Below are 20,744 nucleotides of genomic sequence, written 5' to 3' on the forward strand. Positions count from 1 at the left end.
AATGGAAAATATAAGCATTATCATTCTGTTCCTGTTTGTCATGTTCACCTTGCTTGGCACCGGCGTCTGGGTCGGTCTGGCGCTCATGGGTGTGGCATGGGTTGGCATGGAACTGTTTACCACCCGCCCTGTTGGCGACGTGATGTTGACGACCATCTGGTCGGCTTCCTCCTCCTGGACACTGACAGCGCTGCCGCTGTTCATCTGGATGGGTGAGATCCTCTACCGAACCCGATTGTCGGAAGATATGTTCCGCGGCCTTGCCCCCTGGATGGCCCGCCTGCCCGGTGGTCTGGTTCACACCAACATTGTTGGCTGTACCGTCTTCGCGGCGGTCTCCGGTTCGTCTGCTGCGACACTGACCACCGTTGGTAAGATGTCCATCCCCGAACTGCGTAAACGTGATTATCCGGAGAAGATGATCATTGGCACGTTGGCTGGCGCTGCAACGCTGGGTCTTATGATCCCGCCATCCCTGACGCTGATCGTTTATGGCGTGACCATCAATGAGAGTATCTCCAAGCTGTTCTTTGCAGGCATTATGCCGGGTATCGTGCTGGCTGGCATGTTCATGGCTTATGTGGCGATCACCTCCAAAGTCTCTTCCAAATGGGATCCGAAACCGGAACCGGAGATGAGCTTTGCTGAGAAGGTGAAGAACACCCGCTTCCTGCTGCCAGTGATCCTGCTGATCCTTGTTGTGATTGGCTCCATGTATCTTGGCTATGCCACAGCGACAGAAGCTGCGGCCTTTGGTGTGATCGGAAGCCTGATCCTTGCCGCGTCGCAGGGCTCGCTATCATGGAAGAGCTTCACAAGCAGCCTTATGGGGGCGACCTACACCTCCTCCATGATTGCGTTGATCCTTGCCGGTGCTGCGTTCCTGTCGCTTTCCATGGGCTTTACGGGTCTGCCGCGTGGTCTGGCTGACATGATTGCAACGCTGGAACTGAGCCGCTTTGAGCTGCTGATGGTGCTGCTGGTGTTCTACGTGATCCTCGGCATGTTCCTGGATGGTATTTCGTCCGTGGTGCTGACCATGGCTGTGGTGGAACCAATGATCCGTCAGGCCGGTATTGACCTGATCTGGTTTGGTATCTTCATCGTGGTGGTGGTTGAGATGGCGCAGATTACGCCGCCAATCGGGTTTAACCTGTTCGTGCTGCAGGGCATGACCAACTATCAGATGGGCTTCATCGCACGCGCAGCGTTCCCGATGTTCCTGATTATGGTCGCGATGGTCTTCGTTCTGATCGCGTTCCCTGAGGTCGCCACATGGCTTCCTGAGAACATCCGCAGCAGGCCCGGAGGTTAGCGCCTCTGAACCACCTGCCGTAAGTGCCGATCTCTTGATGCCCCGATCTGCGAAAGTAGGTCGGGGTATTTACTTAGAGTAAGCAATCAGAGGTTCATCAACTTAGTTTGATTAAACCATTAAGTGCGCACAGATGTTGGATTCTTCATTTCTAGATTTACGGATTTGTCCTCTGCACCTGACACTATTATCCACTTTGATTGCTCTGATTAGCCGTTGTGTGGTCACTTTTAAGGTAAATATATGACCTTAACGGCACCTTGGTGATATATTTTCACTATAAAATGAGTGTCACCCTCATATTTTTTATGTTGACACGCATATGAGTGTGACATGCATCACGTCGTATGAGGTAACTTACTCAAACGTAAGGTGATTTTTATCGATAAATTTTTATGTAAGATAAATTTAATATACCCTAAGTATAAAAATTCTGATATTTCAATAATACCTAGAGTTGTATTTGTACTAAACATTTGGATAACATTTATTCTAGATCTAAAAGTATAAATTTCCTCGCCACATTTCCGCCCCAATTGCGGCCAAATATTGAACTCAGATCAGGTCACCTCCCAAAACGGGGATGTGTAACTGGCGAATTGCATCGTATCTGCAATGTGTATTCAAAGTGGTATGATGAGATTAATGCAAGTTATGCATAGGGGATTTGATTAGAACTTCAGGTCATTGAAGTTCGTTGGGTGGCACGAAACGTTACTCAAAACGTTTGTCGCTATGAGGCATGCTCATTGTGAGCATTTAGCGAAGCTGGGAGGCTAGGCTATGACATATATTCGTAGTGTAGACTTGCATTCTGAATGCGGCATTAGCAGTGTTCGGGTGCGTCCAGGGACTTCTCCGAAATAGAGAACCGACTTGGATTGGGAACCTTTGAAGCCAACACGCAACGTGTAGCCATCTGAAGGACCTCCTGCCAGCGGTATCACACCAACAATTTAGCATCACTGTGCCTTGGAGTGCGCTCCGGGAGCGGTGAAACTTATCTAACTTTTGTCTGAAAGGGATAAAGACATGGGCTGGTGGAATCCATTCAAAGCAATCGCAAACGTCGTAACCAAAGCTGTTAGCGCAGTCATCGAAGGCGTTTCAACTGCACTCGGCGAGCCAGAGCTCGGCAAAAAGATTGCAGGCGTATTTGAAGCAGTGGTCGACACCGTTGTTGATGTTGTCGTGGACATAGCCGTGGGGGTTGCCACATCAAACCCAGTTACGGCTGTTGTCAGCGTCATCACCAACATCGCTGAAGGTGTGAAGGACGTTTATGACGCCCTCAACCCTGCATCTGAAACTGTAGAAGTTGCTGCAGCAGATGCACCAGTGCTGGAAGGCAATGCAGACTACGGTTCTGATGACATGTTGATGTAATCAGAACGGTTTGGGCGCCATGAGCTTGGGTGTGGCGCCCGAACCAACCCAGCATAAAAACAACAAGCTGGAGGGTATTTTGGGTAAGTCGTTACAAGAGCACACATCCTATATTTCCAACGCCTTTCGTAAATTGTACCGGGCGTTTTGGGGCATTGGTGGCATCAGCATGTTAATCAACCTGCTTATGCTGACCGGCCCTTTGTTCATGCTGCAGATTTATGATCGTGTCTTGTCCAGCAGCTCTGTGCCAACGCTTGTTGTTCTCAGCCTGTTTGTGGCTGTGCTTTATATCTTCTACGGAATTCTTGATGGTCTGCGGAACCGTTTGTTGCTGCGTGTTGGTCAACACGTGGATGAGCAGCTGACGGGCCTCGCCTTTGAAGCCTCAACCCGTGTCCCGCTGGTTATGGGTGCTGAGGGCGAACGCTCCAGACCTGTCAGTGATCTGGACTCCATCCGGCAGTTCCTGTCCGGCTCCGGTCCTTCCGCTATCTTCGACATGCCATGGATGCCGCTGTATCTGGGCATCGTGTTTCTGTTTCACCCGCTTTTGGGCACCATGGCTCTTATTGGTGCCTTGTTCATCTGCGCTTTGATTGCGCTGAACGAGTTGTCTTCTCGTCGTCCGGCTGCAAACACGGCTGTTGAGGCCAACAAGCGCACCACATTGATTGAAGCATGCCGCCGCAATGCCGAGAGCATTGAGGCCATGGGCATGATCGACCATTTGCGTGACCGGTGGGAGGATAACAATGATGTCTTCCTTGGTCGCCAGCGGGCAGCCTCTGATCGCTCCAACATCTTCACCACTATGATCAAGACCCTGCGGTTCATGCTGCAGTCCGGTATTCTTGCCCTTGGAGCCTGGCTGGTCATTCAGCAGGAAGTCTCTGCAGGCGTTATGATCGCGTCCTCCATTATGACGGCCCGTGCACTGGCTCCGGTTGAAATGGCAATCGTCAACTGGCGTGGTTTTGTGGCCGCCAGAGTTGGCATTTCGCGCCTTCAGGAAATCTTTGCGACGCAGGCAAAGCCGAAAGAGCGAGTATCCATTCCGTTCCCGCAGGAGTCGGTTGTTGTTGAAGGCTTGTTCTGCGGTCCGATTGCAGCAAAGGAGGCCTTCGTCAAAAACGTTTCTCTGGAACTGAAAGCTGGCGATGGTCTGGGCATCATCGGGCATTCCGGGTCAGGCAAGTCGACGCTGACAAGAGCGATGGTTGGCATCACCAATCCGCTGAAAGGCTCGATCCGTTTTGATGGCGCGGAGCTGGACCAGTGGAGCGCGATGGATCGTGGTGACTTCATAGGCTACTTGCCGCAGGACATTCAGCTCTTTGATGGCACCATTGCGGAGAACATCCAGCGGTTTAAGCCGGATGAAGACAGCGACAAGCTGATTGCAGCCGCCCGCATGGCCAACGTGCACGACCTGATCGTGAGCCTGCCGGAAGGTTACAACACAGTGATCGGCGCAACTGGCAACGGCTTGTCCGGTGGCCAGCGTCAGCGGATCGCACTGGCTCGTGCGCTTTATGGCAATCCGTTCCTGATCGTACTTGATGAGCCGAACTCCAATCTGGATGCCGAAGGCGAAGCCGCTCTGACCAATGCTATCCATGACATGCGCGAGCGTGGCTCTATCGTCATCGTGGTTGCGCACCGTCCGGCTGCAACGTCGGCAGTCGATCAGATCCTCGTGATGAATGAGGGTGAAGCGGAAGCTATTGGCGCAAAAGACAAGATTATGAAGCAGGTGATTGCTCCGCTTCGCAAGCCGCAGGAGGTCGCGTTAAATGGCTAGAGTTACCGACAAGTCCTACGATATCGGCGCAAGCATCACCCGCCATCTCAAATGGGGCGGTGCATTGGCTGCACTCCTCATCTTCGGTGCGGGCACCTGGACGGTTGTGACAGAAATCTCCGGTGCGGTTGTTGCTCCGGCAACCATCGTGGTGGAGACCAGCACCAAGAGCGTGCAGCACCGCGATGGCGGCATCGTCAATCAGATCCTCGTGAAGAACGGCGATCCGGTGAAGGCTGGAGATCTGGTTCTACAGCTGGATGATACCCTCACCCGCTCCAATCTGGCGGTGCTGACCAATCAGTTGGATGAACTCTATGCGCAGGAATCCCGGTTGACCTCAGAGATTCAGGGCCGCACTGAGATTACGTTCAAGCAACGGGCAAAATCACCGCTGCACCGTGCGCATCTGATGATGATTGAAGAAACCCAGCGCAACATGATGGAAGCGCGGCAGAAAAATCACCTGAGCAAAAAAGAGCAGCTGGAAACCCAGATCGGCCAGTTCGAAAAGCAGATCGACGGCCTGGAGTTGCAGCGCGATGCAAAGCAGAACGAAGTGGACCTGATCAACACCGAGTTGGGTGGGTTGGAATCTTTGCGCAAAAAGAAGCTGGTGACCGAGTCCCGCGTCATGGCGTTTCAGCGTGAGCGCAGTTCTCTGGAAGGTGAACTTGGCGGCATCATTGCCCAGATCGCACGCTCTGGCGAGGCGATCAGCGAACGCCGGGTTATGATCTTGCAAGCTGATGAAGAGCTGCGCTCCAACAATCTGGAGCAACTGCAGCAAACCCGCGCCCAGATCTCTGAGCTGGAGGAGCGTCGCATTGCAGCGCAAGACGAGCTTCGCCGAACGGAAATCAGAGCCCCTCAAAACGGCAAGGTGTTTGATCTGGCCATTCACACCATCGGCGGCGTCATCATGGGCGGTGAAGTGGTGATGAAGATTGTGCCGGAAGAAGATCAGCTCATCGTAGAAGCCAAGGTGCAGCCGGTGGATGTGGATCAGATTGGTCCAAATCAGGAAGCCACCATCCGCCTGCCTGCCTTTGACAAGCGCACCACACCGGAGCTCAAAGCGCGACTAAAAACCATTTCGCCTGATCTGGTGCAGGACCCACGCACGGGCAGCACCTACTATCTGGCTGAACTGGCTATTCCTGAAGAGGAGCTGGAGCGTCTGGAAGGCAAGTCCCTCATCCCGGGCATGCCGGTTGAGGCATTCATCAAGACAGAAGATCGGTCCGTTCTGTCTTATCTGATCAAGCCAATGATGGACCAGATCGCGCATGCGATGAGAGAGACCTGATACGCTTGGGATGGATCCGGGCATGTTCCCTGAATATGGGTTTTCAGAGGACATGCCGTCAACGCCATCATCCCAGTGTGTGGTGAGAGGTTGAAGCAGTGGCCGCTCCTGTTGCTTCACCAGCCTCCTCCCGAGAGCCCGGAGCCCTAATTCCGGGTGTCAGAAGACCCGTGTAGTGCTATGCCGCCGCCCTGTGCGAGTACTACACGGGCTCTTTCCATGCAGCATAAGTGTTAGGAAGGCCGGTAGCCAAGCCTCTGAGATATATTGGCAATGCAGGTTAGCAGTGGCTTCACATACTGCTCTGTTGGCTTGGTGTGCCGATAAAGTGGAATGGAAACGCTGATCGCAGCCGCCGGTTTGCCCATGTCATCCAAAATGGCAGCGCCGTAACAGACGACCCCCTCCTCGTTTTCCTGATTATCAAAGACATATCCATCTTCGCGCACCTTCTGAGTGATCGCGGAAAGAACAGTGCGGTCTGTGTTTGTGAAGCTGGTGATCTGGGCCATGTCCAGCTGCCGAATGAGATCTTCGGCCTCTGCTGGTGCCATTGCGCCAAGATAGGCTTTGCCCACACCGCTGGAGTGCATGGGCACGCGCGTGCCGATGGTGGAAGCCATGCGCACCACTTCCTCACACTCGATCTTGTCGATGTAAATCAACTCCTCCCGACTGGGAACTGCCAGGTGCACAGTCTCTCCGGTCTCATCACGCAAGCGCAGCAGCTGCTCCTTTGCAAGCCTACGGATGTCGTTTTCCGCCAACGCTTTACGGGCCAGCGAGACCAGTCGCACACCCAGTTGGTAACGCTGGTCGCTGCGCTGTTCAATCAACCCCTCTGCCTCCAGAGAAGCCAGTAGGCGATAGAGCGTTGGCCGCGTTAAGCCGCTGGATTCCTTCAACTCGGCAAGAGAAGGCGGTGCCTTTGATTGGGAGATCAGATCAAGCAGGTGGATCGTCCGCGAGAAACTCTGTGTGCCCTGCACCGGCGCTTTCATAGGTGTCCTTTCCACCGCCACAAGACTGTAGCGTTGACATAAATAGATATACGTATAGTTTTGTTCATATAGTGAATGAATGTCCATAATATGGACAAATAAGGAATCTGTCAATGCCGCTGGTTGAGAAAGACGAGAACCCTCGCATCCCCTATCAACACCCTATGCCACCTGATGCCCTGCCCGAAATCGTGGTGCCCGATGCACTCTCTCAAGAAGATGACCGCATGTGGGTCAAGCAGGCGGAGAATGTTTACTTCCGCCCTCTCTGCCTGAATGTCTCGCAGGGCTACTGGATGAACCTGCTGAAAGTGACCAAGTCCGGCGTACTCTCCCGCCATCGGCATGCCAATGCGGTGCATGGGTTCGTTTTGAAAGGCCGCTGGCACTATCTGGAGCATGACTGGGAAGCACGTGAAGGCGGATACGTTTATGAGCCTCCCGGTGAAACGCACACACTGGTGGTGCCTGATGATGTTGAAGAGATGATCACCTATTTTCAGGTGAACGGTGTCATGTACTACGTAGACCCCTATGGCAATCACCTTGGCTATGAGGATGTTTTCACCAAAATCGATATGTGTCGCAAACACTTCGAAGAGGTGGGCCTTGGTGCCGACTATGTAAAGAACTTCATCCGCTGAGTGCTGATATGACCAATATTTCCTATGATTTTTCCGGCAAGGTTGCCGTGGTGACCGGTGGTGCCAAAGGCATTGGGGCAGAGATTGCCCTGCACTATCACAAGGCCGGCGCACAAGTTGTCATCTGGGACCTCAATATTCCGGAGGACCTGCCTTTTTCGCATGTGTTCTGTCAGGTGGACATCAGCCAGCAGGACCAGATAGCAGCTGCTTTTGTCAGAACGCTGGAGCAGTGCGGGCAGATTGACTTCCTCTCCCACAATGCAGGATTTGCGGGCTCAACTGTTCCGCTGGCAGACTATGATCCGCAAGAATGGGCGCGGGTGGTGGAGGTGAACCTGTTTGGGACCTTCCAACTTTGCCAACAGGTCGTACCCCATATGAAGGACAGGGGGTTTGGGCGCATCATCAACATGGCGTCGCTGGCGGGCAAAGAGGGCACGCCAAACGCCTCTGCCTACAGCGCATCTAAAGCTGGTGTGATTGGGTTGACAAAATCTCTAGCAAAAGAGCTGGCAGAAACTGATATACGAGTAAATTGCATCGCTCCGGCGGCCATCAAAACAGATATTCTGGACCAGATGACCCCTGAGTTTGTGCAGATTATGATTGATAAGTCGCCGATGAAAAGATTGGGGCTGGTGGAAGAAGCTGCCGAGCTGGTGATGTGGCTCAGTTCCTCCGCCTGTACATTCAACAGCGGCGCAGTGTTTGATCTTTCGGGCGGACGGGCAACATATTGACGAGTGAAGCAAGACACGGGCTGGAAAGCCGCGCAATTCAGGTTCCTCCATCTATCACGCGGGAGCTGGCCAATGCGGCCATGAGCGTTGAGGGCCTTATTCCTTTGTGGTTCGGAGAGCCAAATATCCCTACCCCAAAATTCATTTGTGATGAGGCCGCACGGTCCTTGTCTGCGGGAGAAACCTTTTACGCTGAAGGGCTTGGGAGGCCTTATCTACGCGAGGCGATCTCGGGTTATATGAGTGAGCTTTACAGCAAGCCGATTGGGGTCAACCGCGTTGCGGTTACGGTCTCCGGCGGCAACGCGCTCAATCTGGCCTTTCAGTGTGTGTTGGAAGAAGGTGATACGGTTGTCACGTTGACACCCGCCTTTCCAAACCTGCTTTCCATCCCAAAACTGCAAGGCGCCCGCACGGTCACCCATTCACTTGAGGTGAAGGACGGCAAGTGGTCGCTGGATGTGGAAGCATTTTTGGAAACGGCCAAGGGCGCAAAGGTGGTGTTGCTCAACTCACCTTCCAACCCCACGGGCTTTATGCTGACCAGACCTGAGATTGCGCGGATCATGGAAGTTCTGCGCGAGCGCGGCACATGGTTGATCTCTGACGAGGTTTACGCCCGCACCGTTTACTCCGGCAAGGCAGCACCATCGTTTCTTGAGGTGTCCGAGCCGGAAGATCGCCTGATCGTGGTGAACTCCTTCTCCAAATCATGGGCCATGACTGGCTGGCGTTTGGGCTGGCTCACTTTGCCGCCAAGCCTGACACCGGTTGTTGAGAAGATTGCCGAGTTCTCTATTGCCAGCGCCCCACCGTTCTCTCAGCGGGCCGCTGTGGTTGCGCTTCAGCAAGGTGAAGAGTTCGTTGCTCAAATGGCGCAAAACTATAAGCATGCGCGGGATCTGGTGTGCTCAGGCCTACTCGCCCATGAGGGGGTGACCTGCCCTGTGCCGGAAAGTGCGTTCTATGCTTACTTCAAGGTGGAGGGCGTGACGGATTCCGTTGCTTATGCCCGCATGTTGATTGAAGAGGCCAAGGTTGGTCTTGCTCCCGGGGATGCGTTTCTTGTTGGTGAACCCGGCTGGTTCCGCCTCTGCTTTGCGCAGACGGATGAGCAGCTCAATGAAGCGTTGGACCGTCTTGCGCCGTTCCTGGCCAATGCACGGGAAACGGTGTGACCCTGCAAACTAGAACCAGTGATAGGAGGGCAGTGTCCCTCCTATTGTATTGAGAATAAGTGGTTCAATCTTCTCAAAGAGCTTTTCATTATTGGAAAGCACCACGATCCCCATATCCTCTTGCGGATAGCCAACCGTATATGCGCGATAACCCGGATTGCTGCCCCAGTGCCAGATGGACCCGTTCGGCTTGGTGGCCTGAAGCCCCCACCCCATAGACCAGCCGATTTTGCCAGTCACGGTCTTGTGGGTTTGCAGCATGCGCTCCTTCAGCTCAGGTTCTGCGGCCTCATCCATCATAGCAACCAGAAAGCGGGCGTAGTCTCCAGCCGTGGTGTGCAGGCTCCATGCGGCATGACCAATGGATGGCTTTCTCTTGTCCGTAATCCGGTCTCCCTCTGCATCATACCCAAAACGGATGCGGTAATCGTAGGCCCGCTGCCAGAGATAGCTGGTGGACGACATGCCTAGCGGCTCAAACACATGGATACGCGCCAGCGTTTCAAGGTTTAGCCCCGTCCGCCGTTCCAGCACCTGCTGCAACAAAGCATAGCCGGAGCCGGAATAGGTAAACTCTGTGCCCGGATCAAAGCGCAGCTTGAGCGGGTCTTTCTCATCAAAGTTGGCAAGGCCGGAAGTATGCGAAAGCAACATACGGGCGGTGATGCGTTTCAGTCGGGGGTCTGAGCCATCAAACAAATCCGGGGCGTATTGATAAAGCGGTCGCTCTAACGACAGAATATTCAAATCCACCAGCTTCAGCGTCAGGTAGGCGAACACCGGTTTGCCGAGAGACGCGGCTTCAAAAATAGGCTCTTGCGCGCCAATGACTGTTTTGCCCCTGCTGGATTTGTCATAGAGGCGGATGAACTCCACTTTGCCCTCGCGGACCACCGCCACGCTCAGGCTCGCATCCGGGTTGCCACGCTGAATGCCTTTTGCGTGCTCATCCAGCTTTGCAATCATATCCGCTTGTGGTGCTGATTTTTGTAGAGGCGTGGAGTCATTGCAGCCACTGAGTGCCAGAAGTCCCGCCAAAACTGTTAGTATCCGTAGATGCATCAAGAAGCCGTTTTAAAATCAGGTGGTGCCAAGGTGTTTATGCAAATCGCCGGGGCATCGCTCCGGTTTCCATGAGAGCATACGCCTAAGAAGATGAATGAGAGATTGGTCTGGGCGGTTAATTTTGGCCAAACCTGTAAGCAAACAAAATGGCACCAATGCGTCAGGTTGTAATTTGCTACGAAAGATACAACCTCGGACCCATCAGAAAAATCGAAATAGCTGTTGACCTCAACTTAGCTTGAGGACTTAAAAGCCCTGTTGTGAAACCGGAACCTTACATGTTTCGGTCAAAGAACAGAATGAGCTGATCATGAAAACAATTGCTAGTTTATCCCTTGGAACCTTGATGATTGCCGCTGCCGGCATGGCACATGCAGAAGGTTTGGAGCGCATCAACCCATCCACCATTGTCGATACCAGCCCTTGGGGCTTTACGCAGGTTGTTGTGGCTCCCTCAAACGCAAAAACGGTTTATATTTCAGGTCAATTCAGCGGCGACATAGACGGGAACGTTTTGGGCAAAACGGTTGGCAAACAAGCGGAGATTGCCTTCTCTAATCTGCGTAAGGCGATTGCGGCCTCTGGAGGAAAACCAGAGCATGTGGTCAAGATACAAGTGCTTGTTGCCGGTCATGGTGAAGATAAACTGCATGCGATTAAGGAACAGGCGGATAAACTTTTCGGGCAGCACCTTCCTGCCAGCACACTCATCCCTGTCGACCGTTTGGCATTGGACGGCATGTTGTTTGAGATAGATGCAACACTGGCAATCCCACAGAGCTAACCTGCATATGCTCCCGCCCGATTGTATGACGGGAGCCTTTTTTATTCACTTGCAGGTGTCTTTGGCGCGGGATTGTCCGGGGCTGGTGGCCTTCGCCGTGGTGTATGGCCCTTGAAGGCCCAAAGGGACATGACAGCGGCGCCAGCCAACACCAAAGCGCTGAAGAAAAAACCATCAGCAAGTGCACGGCTGCTGATTGCTTTGAGGATGTAAAGCGATTGCGGCCAGCGCTCGTGCAGCAAAGCAGCAGCTGCCGGTTGATCACCCATGAACTTGTAGAGCAGCAACTGCAACAGTTCACGGTCTTTATCGTTGGGCTCCATCAGCTCAGCGGCGGCAGAAATCATCGTCTTTTCTCGCCAGTTGATGAGAGCTCCCACGCAGGCAATGCCAAACACACCTCCCACTTGCCGGCAGGTTTGCAGCAAGGCAGTGGCGCGGGCGCGGGCAAGCAGAGAGACGTGAGAAAGCGCTTCAGTGGAAACGGAGCTGATGAGAAAGCCCAGTCCGGCCCCCATCAACATCATGCCGGGAAAAAGCAGCCAGAGATTGTTGTAGTGGATCACCAGAGCCTGCATCAAGAAGCCAGCCCCCATGGCCAGACTGCCGCAGACTGCAAGATTGCGGAAATTGATTTTGCCGACCAGACGCCCCCCGAACTGAGCGCATATGATGATTGTCAGCACCACCGGTAACATGGAGAGACCGGCCTGAAAGGGCGTCAGGCTCAAGACGTTTTGCAGAAAAACAGCGCCGAATACCACCTGCGCCAACAAGCCAAACGGAATGCAGAAGAGCAGCAGGCAGCACCCCAGATAGACCTTGTTTTCGAACAATGAGAACTGGATGAACGGATGCGCAACGCGGTCTCTGCGAGCAAACAACAGGTAACAAATCAGGATCACGAACCCAAGTGAGACAACCCCTTCTCCCAATGTGAGGCGGTAATCACCAAACCGTTGAACTGCAACGGTGAAAACCAGAAGCACCATGACGAACATCACAGCGCCGAGAAAATCAAAACTGCCGGTGTCTCTGGAGGTTCTGCCCTTTCCGATGGCAAAGGCCATGATCAACACGGCCGCGCCAATGGGCACATTGAGCAAGAACACCAGCCGCCAGGAGAACAGCTGTACCAACGTGCCGCCCACCAGTGGGCCTGCTGCCATAAAGACGAGGCCTGCACCAACATAGTGGGCCAGAGCCTTGCCTCTCTCATCTGTCGGATAAGCGGAAAACACGAGCGCCGTTGCCGCGGGCTGCATCAGTGCTGCACCAAGCCCCTGAAACACACGGGATGTGATGAAGATGTCCCCCGTTGGGGCATAGGCACAGGCGAGCGAGGCGGCTGTAAACAGGGCTACACCGATGCGAAGAGAGGTGAAGTAGCCGAACTTATCGCCCAACCAGCCACCACACATCAACATGGAGGCAAGCGCGATCAGATAGGCATTGACCGCCCATTGCAGGTGTACCGGACCAAAGGCATAGGTGCGCTGAAGAGACGGCAGAATAATGCCCAGTACAGTCTGATCGATCATGACCAGAGCGAGCGCTCCGATCATATTCAACAAAACCAGATGTTTGCGGGCCATGCTTGTCTCCACTCGTTTACGGTTCAGGCACGGTTTTCGAATTGAGCCATAAAGCTCACCAATGCCTCCAGGCATTGGGGTTCATCCAACAAAGGGCAATGTCCGCGATTGGGGACGTCCACCGATTGCATGTGAGGGGCCATATTCTTCATGGTGCGGATGGTATCGGCAGATGTGACATCTGACAGCTCTCCGCGAATGGACAGGACGGGAAGTTCAAGGTCCGCAGCACGTTGGTGCGCCTCCCAAAGGTCACGGAAGTCCTCTTTGTTCTCAGATAGGGCAACGCCAAGATTGTCATCGTAACGGTGGTGCCATTTGCCATTTTTACGGCCATACATGGACAGCGCCATGCGCTCCCACTGGTCTTCCGGCAGGTTCACAAACTGGTTGCCTATGTGTTCCTTGATGGTGCTGACCACGGCGGTCAGTTCGCTCTCGTCCGGCAACTGGCCCGCATAGCCGAAGATGCGCGACATGCCAGCAAACTCGATGGTGGCCCCAAGGTCGTTAAGCACGGTGCCAGCCAGCATGTCCGGGTGATCCTCCACCATTAGCATGGCAAGCAGGGCGCCGAGCGAAGAACCTAGCAACACCACGGGGGGCTCATCAATGGACTTCCAAAACTCGTAGGTATCACGGATGTAAACAGAGGTGTTGTAATTGCTGTAATCCGGGTCGTAGTCCGACAGATCCCGCCCACGCAGGTTCAACGCGTAGATGGTGTGGGTCTTGCTGAGTTGGACAGCCATGGGGTCCAGATCGCGAGCGCACCGGGTCAGACCCGGCAATGCGATGATTGCGGGTTTTGGGGAGGTGCCATTGCCGTAAACCCTGTAGTTGAGCTTGATGCCGTCAGACGTCTCGAACCATTTGTTCTCATAGGCGCCGCTGTCATATTTGCTTTCGTCAATCTCACTCATTGGCACCTCTTTCCTTCCGGGTGCGGCTTGTGCTCTGAATGGGTGTTGTCGGTCATATGACCTTCGTGCGTCGCCGAGATGATGGCTTCAATGCGGTCAGCGTAATTGATCAGCGCCTGATCCGCGGCCAGATATCCAGTCTTGATGCGCTCATTGATGCTCTTGGGCTCAAAATCCACCACGCCAGTGAGCGCATTGTGCTCTGCCTTTACGGTGATGATGTGAGAGATCGCGCGCATTTTCATGAGTGAGCGATAGTGCTCACAGTCCCTGATGGGCGAATCCTCAGGCACCAATTTGTCCAGATCGTAGAGCATATGCGAGTAATGCTGGGCACACTTGTCGCCATCCAGCATGAGCCAGAACTTGTCCTCAAACACCAGCTCCGTCATGCGGTAGATCGCTTCTTCAACAGTGGTCGGAATGATGCCTTCCGGGCAGAACAGCTCAATCAGAAAGATCGGCATATGAGAGATCTGGTAGTCATCCAGAATACGCAGGAGTGAACGGATTGGCGTGTTGTCGTAAAGCCCACCATCCCAATAATAGTGCCCGTCCAGCTCAATGGGCGGAAAGCCCGGAGGCAAAGACCCACTGGCCATTATGTGCCTGGAGGTGAGGTAGTGATCCCGGTTGGAGAACCGCTCAATCTGCCCCGTTGCAACGTTGGTCGCTGTGATCACCAACCGCGGAGCGTCCTCGCTGTTGAGGCGCTCAAAGTCGATGAATTTTTCCATAGTCTCAAGCGCTGGCGTGATGTCGTAGATGCTGGGCCGATTTTCACTCATGAAAGACGGCGGATGCAGTTTGAAAAAGCGAGGGTGGCCCATGCTGGCACGCAGCAGCTTTTGGCTGGAATGCCATATGAAGCCGGGCGCGTGGCTCAGGTGTTCCCACAGGGCGTGGAGCGTCTCGATAGGGTCGCCGAGTTTTGGGGCCGCAATGACAGCCGCATTTAGCGCACCAATGGAGGTGCCGGTGATGATTTCCGGCTCAAAGCCCGCCTGATAAATGCGGGTGAGCGCACCAACCTCATAGGCTCCAAGAGCTCCACCGCCTTGCATGACAAGGCCAATTCCTTGTGTCATCTACCGTCCTTCCGACAGGGTTTCCTGCATTCCCCCCCGGTGCACTCCGGTTGTCGGAGAAAGAGCTCTTTCTCACCCAAACCAAAGAACAGACGTGATGATGAGCGGCCCGAAAAAGCCCACCTCACGGATGAAGCTTAGGCGCGAACCTCCAAAGAAAACATAAAGCCTGTCAGAAAATCGTGCTTTTGAAAGGCGACTGAAATCACTCAGGCGCAAGCCTCTGCTGACAATATGACTCATTACAATTTCTGCCTCGATGCAATGAAGTCATAACTCGATGAAAAACAAACTATTACATAGCTTCGCCCAGAAGCTGAAGAACCTGCGAAACGTAGCGGTGCTCGCTCTGGTTGGGCTTTCACTGGCAGCGTGCCAAACGACCATTACGACGAAAGACATTGAAGAAGCACAGGTAAAGGTCTCAAATGTGACCGTGACGGGCGATTGGAAATACCAAGGGCTCCACAATGTTTTGGGCAAAGATTACGATAAAGACATAATCGTTAAAGCCACAAAGAAGGCCTTAAAGGCAAAGTTGAAGGACTTGCATGGCCCGACACGAGTCAACGTTGAAGTCACGGTCCGGAGTTTCTTCGTTTCCAACATGGGATATGATGTTCTCTTCGGTACTGGTGCATCCTCCATGGCAGGCACAGTAACGGTTATCGACGCAAGGACAGGTAAGATCATTATTAAAGACGAGTGGGTAGGCACTGCGGTGGCAAATCCCGAAGTATTTGCCGAACAGGTCATGGCTAAGATTTTGCGATCAACAAAGAAGCCCTAGTGACTTCAAATAGCAGCCGTCGCTCTTTGCAGCGGCATGTTGCTGTTTGTTAGCCCGCTCTGGCTCTAACCTGCTGATGAGGTGGACCGGTAACATCTTACGCAACGCTTACAATTCGTTGAGCCTGACCTGATAAAGCAACTATGGTGGGGGCATTGTTTGGCCCCTTCCTTTCTTAGGAGCTTCAGATGCCAAACAGCTCTTTACCTCCAGTCCTGCTTTTGACCGGTACCAATGCTGCGGCCTGGGCGATGGATAATGTCCGCATGACCTTCGAGGCTTCCGGGTATGTCTGCCACAGCCTCACCTATCGGCATCATGACCTGCCACCCGGACCGGAACGCGATGCCAAGCTTGTCGGGGTGAGCATCGCGGATTATGTGGAAGATGCCCGACAAGCCCTAGCAGAGATTGGCGAGGCGCCGGTTGTTGTCGGGCACTCGATCGGCGGGGTTATCGCGCAGCTTCTGGCAGCCGAGGGCGCCACAAAAGCAGGAGTTCTTCTCAACAGCAGCATTGTGAACGGCATTTTGCCGACGACGGACGGGGAGCGCGAACTTGGCAAGCTGCTCATTTCGGCCGGCGCATTTTGGGAGCATGCCCTGGAACAGGATTTCGAGCTTCTGACGAAGTATGGGTTCAACACACTGGCACTCAATTTACAACATGACATCCATGCGCGTCTCGGTACCGAATCCGGGCGGGTGCTTTTCGAGTTTGTCTTCTGGATGTATGACGTTCGCCAAACCACGTTTATTGACCCGAACAAGGTCTCTTGCCCCTTGCTCTTCGTTTCAGGAACCGAGGACAAGGCTGTGACGCCAAGCACCGCGCGATTGATGGCTGAACGCTACGAAAACTCGGATTTCCTCGCAGTCAAAGGGGCCTGCCACTACATTCAGTTTGAGGACCAGTGGCCAGAGACAGCTGCCAAGGCGCTCGACTGGTTGAGACAAAAACTCTGAATGGACAGCTCGTTTCGGCTAGCCAGATAGCAGAGGATAACTAAACGGCGAGCTTCCTATGTGCTGGTTGGCTTGGTTTCATCCCCCATCATCATTTTCCAGATGGCCTTGATGGCCAGTTCCGGGTCAAACCAGCTGACAAAGCGGGTATCCACGGGTTGGCCGTTGCGGATCGTCATGGCTGGGCGGATCAGGCGCAAGCCCTGCGGCATCATAACCTGAGGGTTGCCATTGAGCAGAGTAAAGTCGGCCTTCATGCCAACAGCAATCATTCCGAGCGTATCTTCCTGCCCCAGCTGGCGTGCGGCGTTGACTGTCATGGCCTGCAGCGCTTCTTCAAGCGTAACAGCCTGATCCACGCCAACCACCGTATTGCCACTGGTGGATGTGCGGGACATGGCAGTCTCAACAGTTCCCATCGGGTTCATGGGTGTTGCAGGGTGATCCCCGTGGAAGGTTATGACTGCACCTGCATCCTTTGCATCGCGCACAGGCATATAGCGATCCAACCGCTCTTTGCCGAACAGGCTTTCCAGCTGATCGCCGTAATGGCTGATGTGATCGACAAAGAAACCAAGAGACACGCCCAGATCTGCTGCTCTTTGGATCTGCTCGTTGGTTATAAGCGCATTATGCTCCAGCCGGTGCTCTATGTCATCGCGCGGGTCTTCGGCCTGAATGGCCGCAATCGCCATCAATGCCTGATCAATGGCGTGCTCTCCCTGCGCATGCAATGCCACTTGACCGCTACGTTTGTGTACCTCACGGAGTTTCTCCAACAGGTCAGCATCACTCATGCTGAGGTCACCCCGGTGACCCGTAGACAGGCCTAGACGTTCCAGCACCAACTCAGAATCTTCATAGGGTTCGTGGGTTGCGGCCCCGCCTGTAAACGGAGACCCATCCAGCCAAAACTTTGCACCTAAGATGGTGAACCGGTCATCCCCACCAAAACGCCATTTGGGAAGCTGATCCTCTGTCAGATAAACGTAGGTTCGCACTGGTGGATTGTCTTCCAGACCAACACGCTGCAACAAACCGACAGGGTTGGGATGGCGGCCTACAGCCCCCGTTACGCCAATGGTGGTGTAACCGGCCTTGGCATAGTCAGTGTAGGTCTTGCGCACCAGCAACTCGACCGCCTCATCCGAAGGGGCGGGAATGGCAGAGACAACACGGTTGATTTCTTCCAGCTCTCTCAGCATTGGGCCGCGGCGCGGGTCAACACCGGCTTCTTTCAGCGCGGCGGTATTGGCATAGGCCTCGTGCATCATCTGGGTCAGAACAAGCATGGGCTTGTCAGGAGAAATAGCATCCAGCTCCGCCAGTGTTGGCGGCGTAAGGTCTTTGATGGCAATCGGATCCCAACCGTAGGCCAGCACCCACGGGGTTACGCTGAAACTGTCTGCAGATTCCTGTAAGGCCTGCATGATTTGCACGCGGTTATCATATTTAAAAGCGCTGATGTCTGTGGCTGAGCCAAGCAGGGCGGCTGCAATCGGGTGGGTATGCGGTTCAATCAAACCGGGGATCAACGTACCTTGGAGACGTATGATCTCCACGTCCGCAAGGTCTTCCAGCGTCCGCACATCGCCAACGGCCATGATCTCGTTATCTTCAACCAGCACGGCCTGCACCTGAGGGTACTTTGGGTCCATGGTCAAAACACGATCTGCGGTGACGATGTATTTGCCGGGATAGGTCGGTGGCAGAGAGTACCAGTAATAGCCTGCAACAGCTCCGACGATAATAATTACCAACCCAGCAATCCAGCGCATACCAACCTCCCAGTTCTTACCCTAACGGAATGATGCATATAATTGGCGGTGATGCCACCCGATAGTTTAGGGCTATTCGCAGGTTTTGACCTGCTATTGTGCCATATGATGGCGTTTGATGAGTTTGCATCTGATTTCTGAACCTGCCCGCAAGGCGACGCCGGACTCGGGGAAGACCTCGTCGGGCTTCATAACTTTGAAGCTGTAAAAGCGTGTCAGACGGGCCAGCAAGACGATTGCTTGCACCGTTGCAAAACTGGCGCCTGCACACACGCGGGGGCCAACACCAAATGGTATGAAAGCGCTGGTCATGGGGTCGTCAGCACGTTCAAACCGGTCCGGGTCAAAGTGGTCAGGATTGTTCCAGTAAGATCTGTGCCGATGCACGATCCATGGCGATATAATCATAAGAGCCCCACGCGGAATCTTATGACCGCCTATGGTGCTGTCCTCTTCTGCCATGCGGGTCATGAAAGCGATCGGTGGATACAATCGCATGGTCTCGCGGAAGATATCCCGTGTGAATTTCAGTTTGGAGATATGCCGGTATTCGATGTTCTCGCCATTGGTAACGTTGTCGGTCTCTCTTCTAATGCGCTCAGAGTAATCAGGTCGCTGAGAGAGGATAAAAAACGCCCAGTTGAGGATTGCCGATGTGGTCTCATGTCCAGCAAGGAAGAAAGTTGCGATGTGATCTACCAGCTGTTTCTTGCTCAAAGGCTCGCCCGTTTGTGGATGCCGTGCATCTAGCAGTCTCTGGCACATATCATCGTGCTGGCCAAATCGATTGGCGGTATGTTCCTCCACCAGATCACACAGCAAGAGGCGCAACTCATTGCGGAGAAGCTCTGCTTCTTTTGGCATAGGAGTTTTGGGCGCGTCTGGCGTTCCGCGCAAAATCATCTTGCGCGCCCATGTGGTCGTGATGGATTGGTAACGTGAAGACAACGAAAACACCAAGCGTGCCCGATCATTGTCAACCGGATGCGAAAAGATGGTGCGGAAGATGATATCGGCGGTCAATCGGTTCATTTCATCGCGCAAGCTGATGGTCTTCCCGAGCTGCGCCATCTGGTCCAGAAAAGACAGGAACTGCGTGCAAGCACTCTGAACATGCTTGTAGGCACCACGAATGCTGACATGGGAAAACACGGGGGCAATCATTTCCCGCTGCTCCTCCCACTTGGGACCACTGACAAGAATGGTGCTCTCACCAATCACCGGCTTCAGCGTATCCACCATCACATCGGATTTGGGAAAGGACAGTCGTTTCTCAACCAGAACCTCGTTGACCAAATCAGGCGCATTCACAAGGAAACAGGGGCGCCTGGTAAAATAAATCCTCTCCATCGGGCTGTCGAAGAATTCTCCGGGGATCAACGTTAAAACGTTGCGCGCCCAGAACACACGAAACAGACGCAGACCACGAAGTGGTTTGCAAGGCGTAGGCGCCGGTGGCCGATAGAGGATGGAGTCAGGCATGTGCTGCTGCTTCTCCGCGGTACATATCTATCGCGTGACAACTGTGTTTGCTCATTTTCTGCTCTGAGACGTGAAAAACAAAAAAACGCCAGATAACGCAAAAAACGCATAAACCTTTCAAAATCCACGCAACTAAAATTTCTGTTATATTTCTATCACTTAGCTCGCTAATGCTGCCCTAAGGAAACCACGCAAAAATCTGAGTTTCTCTTCATAAATCCTCAAGCAAGCTTGCACTTATTCCCGTCCCTTCTGGCTAGGTTGACCAATACGTCAATATGAGTTTGACTGAGGAGACTCTGGCTCTCCTGCATGTGATTGAGGGGAACAGAGAGAGGTATTGGGGAGGATAAGATGATGTCGGCACCATATTCCGAGAATTTGCAAAACTGGTTGGATATACTGGAAGGGGGCAAGGATCTGGCAAAGTTGTCTGCTTTGATCGCCAAGGACTGCGTGTTTTACAGCCCCGTGGTGCACACGCCACAACGCGGCCAGCAGATCACCGTCATGTATCTTTATGGCGCAGCGCAGGTGTTGGGCGTCAACAACAGCTTCAAATACGTGCGTATTCTGGATTGCGGTGACAATGCTGTGCTGGAATTTGAGACAGAAGTCGATGGCATCTACATCAATGGTGTCGATATGATCCATTGGAATGAAGAGGGATTGATTGACGATTTCAAAGTCATGCTGCGCCCGTTGAAAGCGGTGACAATGGTGCAGGCAAAAATGGCAGAGATGCTGGAAGGCCTTAAAGCTCCTGCAAAGGCGGGCGGATAAATTGAAAGAGGCAGGGGAGTAATTGATAACCATCTCTGTGCTCCCCTCAAAGAATTGGTTCCTGAAATCTCATGGGTCTCAGGCCGTCGGGCCGTTCCCTTAAATATTCTG

Annotated in this window: 18 protein-coding genes; 11 read left to right on the forward strand and 7 right to left on the reverse strand. The window is 53.5% G+C overall.

Annotation, left to right across the window (positions count from 1 at the left end):
* Position 1 precedes the first annotated feature (1 nt).
* The 4 genes from BM231_RS11125 to BM231_RS11140 all read left to right on the forward strand — a co-directional run bounded on the left by BM231_RS11125 (position 2) and on the right by BM231_RS11140 (position 5,814).
* Entirely contained in the window at positions 2-1,315 is a 1,314-nt protein-coding gene (locus tag BM231_RS11125; RefSeq protein ID WP_093519361.1) for a TRAP transporter large permease, read from the forward strand.
* Between the two features lie 1,032 nt (positions 1,316-2,347).
* Positions 2,348-2,701: a hypothetical protein gene (locus tag BM231_RS11130; protein ID WP_093519363.1), complete on the forward strand. Its 354-nt coding sequence runs from the start codon at positions 2,348-2,350 to the stop codon at positions 2,699-2,701.
* A gap of 79 nt (positions 2,702-2,780) precedes the next feature.
* Positions 2,781-4,505, forward strand: a complete 1,725-nt coding sequence (locus BM231_RS11135) for a type I secretion system permease/ATPase (RefSeq protein ID WP_093519717.1) — start codon at positions 2,781-2,783, stop codon at positions 4,503-4,505.
* Positions 4,498-5,814 (forward strand): HlyD family type I secretion periplasmic adaptor subunit, encoded by a 1,317-nt coding sequence (locus BM231_RS11140; protein WP_093519365.1) that lies wholly within the window; start codon positions 4,498-4,500, stop codon positions 5,812-5,814. The genes BM231_RS11135 and BM231_RS11140 overlap by 8 nt, the downstream gene beginning before the upstream one ends.
* Positions 5,815-6,047: 233 nt before the next feature.
* Here the strand turns inward: BM231_RS11140 and BM231_RS11145 are convergent, their stop codons facing one another.
* On the reverse strand, positions 6,048-6,815 hold the full coding sequence (locus BM231_RS11145; protein ID WP_159437961.1) for an IclR family transcriptional regulator: 768 nt from the start codon (positions 6,813-6,815) through the stop codon (positions 6,048-6,050).
* 113 nt (positions 6,816-6,928) lie between these two features.
* Here BM231_RS11145 and BM231_RS11150 point away from each other — a divergent pair, with 113 nt between their 5' ends.
* Genes BM231_RS11150 through BM231_RS11160 form a run of 3 tightly spaced genes read left to right on the forward strand, consistent with a single transcriptional unit; the run spans position 6,929 to position 9,380 of the window.
* Positions 6,929-7,459: a 2,4'-dihydroxyacetophenone dioxygenase family protein gene (locus BM231_RS11150; RefSeq protein WP_093519368.1), complete on the forward strand. Its 531-nt coding sequence runs from the start codon at positions 6,929-6,931 to the stop codon at positions 7,457-7,459.
* An 8-nt stretch (positions 7,460-7,467) separates the two neighbouring features.
* A complete protein-coding gene (locus tag BM231_RS11155) occupies positions 7,468-8,202 on the forward strand; it encodes an SDR family NAD(P)-dependent oxidoreductase (RefSeq protein ID WP_093519369.1) in 735 nt (244 codons plus the stop codon).
* Positions 8,199-9,380 carry a pyridoxal phosphate-dependent aminotransferase gene (locus tag BM231_RS11160; RefSeq protein WP_093519371.1) on the forward strand — a complete coding sequence of 394 codons (1,182 nt, stop codon included), beginning with the start codon at positions 8,199-8,201 and terminating at the stop codon, positions 9,378-9,380. Before BM231_RS11155 ends, BM231_RS11160 begins: the two co-directional genes overlap by 4 nt.
* Positions 9,381-9,389: 9 nt before the next feature.
* On the opposite strand, the gene BM231_RS11165 is transcribed toward BM231_RS11160, so the two are convergent.
* Positions 9,390-10,418, reverse strand: a complete 1,029-nt coding sequence (locus BM231_RS11165; RefSeq protein WP_208860280.1) for a serine hydrolase domain-containing protein — start codon at positions 10,416-10,418, stop codon at positions 9,390-9,392.
* Positions 10,419-10,755: 337 nt separating this feature from the next.
* Here BM231_RS11165 and BM231_RS11170 point away from each other — a divergent pair, with 337 nt between their 5' ends.
* Positions 10,756-11,229, forward strand: coding sequence for a RidA family protein (locus BM231_RS11170; protein WP_093519374.1), 474 nt, complete (start codon positions 10,756-10,758; stop codon positions 11,227-11,229).
* A 41-nt stretch (positions 11,230-11,270) separates the two neighbouring features.
* Here BM231_RS11170 and BM231_RS11175 read toward each other — a convergent pair whose 3' ends face one another.
* Genes BM231_RS11175 through BM231_RS11185 form a run of 3 tightly spaced genes read right to left on the reverse strand, consistent with a single transcriptional unit; the run spans position 11,271 to position 14,835 of the window.
* Complete coding sequence (locus BM231_RS11175) at positions 11,271-12,824, reverse strand: MFS transporter (RefSeq protein WP_093519376.1); 1,554 nt, start codon at positions 12,822-12,824, stop codon at positions 11,271-11,273.
* A gap of 23 nt (positions 12,825-12,847) precedes the next feature.
* Complete coding sequence (locus tag BM231_RS11180) at positions 12,848-13,747, reverse strand: alpha/beta fold hydrolase (RefSeq protein ID WP_093519379.1); 900 nt, start codon at positions 13,745-13,747, stop codon at positions 12,848-12,850.
* Positions 13,744-14,835: a patatin-like phospholipase family protein gene (locus tag BM231_RS11185; protein ID WP_208860281.1), complete on the reverse strand. Its 1,092-nt coding sequence runs from the start codon at positions 14,833-14,835 to the stop codon at positions 13,744-13,746. Before BM231_RS11185 ends, BM231_RS11180 begins: the two co-directional genes overlap by 4 nt.
* Positions 14,836-15,115: 280 nt before the next feature.
* On the opposite strand from BM231_RS11185, the gene BM231_RS11190 reads away from it, so the two are divergent.
* Together BM231_RS11190 and BM231_RS11195 are read left to right on the forward strand one after the other, a co-directional pair.
* Positions 15,116-15,625, forward strand: a complete 510-nt coding sequence (locus tag BM231_RS11190; protein ID WP_093519381.1) for a hypothetical protein — start codon at positions 15,116-15,118, stop codon at positions 15,623-15,625.
* A gap of 188 nt (positions 15,626-15,813) precedes the next feature.
* A complete protein-coding gene (locus BM231_RS11195; protein WP_093519383.1) occupies positions 15,814-16,590 on the forward strand; it encodes an alpha/beta hydrolase in 777 nt (258 codons plus the stop codon).
* A 56-nt stretch (positions 16,591-16,646) separates the two neighbouring features.
* Here the strand turns inward: BM231_RS11195 and BM231_RS11200 are convergent, their stop codons facing one another.
* Both BM231_RS11200 and BM231_RS11205 read right to left on the reverse strand, forming a co-directional pair.
* The gene (locus BM231_RS11200; protein WP_093519385.1) at positions 16,647-18,368 is read right to left on the reverse strand and encodes an amidohydrolase; all 1,722 of its coding nucleotides are present in this window, start codon (positions 18,366-18,368) and stop codon (positions 16,647-16,649) included.
* Positions 18,369-18,461: 93 nt separating this feature from the next.
* The gene (locus tag BM231_RS11205) at positions 18,462-19,850 is read right to left on the reverse strand and encodes a cytochrome P450 (protein ID WP_093519387.1); all 1,389 of its coding nucleotides are present in this window, start codon (positions 19,848-19,850) and stop codon (positions 18,462-18,464) included.
* 354 nt (positions 19,851-20,204) lie between these two features.
* On the opposite strand from BM231_RS11205, the gene BM231_RS11210 reads away from it, so the two are divergent.
* Entirely contained in the window at positions 20,205-20,633 is a 429-nt protein-coding gene (locus tag BM231_RS11210) for a nuclear transport factor 2 family protein (RefSeq protein ID WP_208860282.1), read from the forward strand.
* Positions 20,634-20,744: the final 111 nt, after the last annotated feature.

This window comes from Pseudovibrio ascidiaceicola, assembly GCF_900114245.1.
GTDB classification, from domain to species: Bacteria; Pseudomonadota; Alphaproteobacteria; order Rhizobiales; family Stappiaceae; genus Pseudovibrio; species Pseudovibrio ascidiaceicola.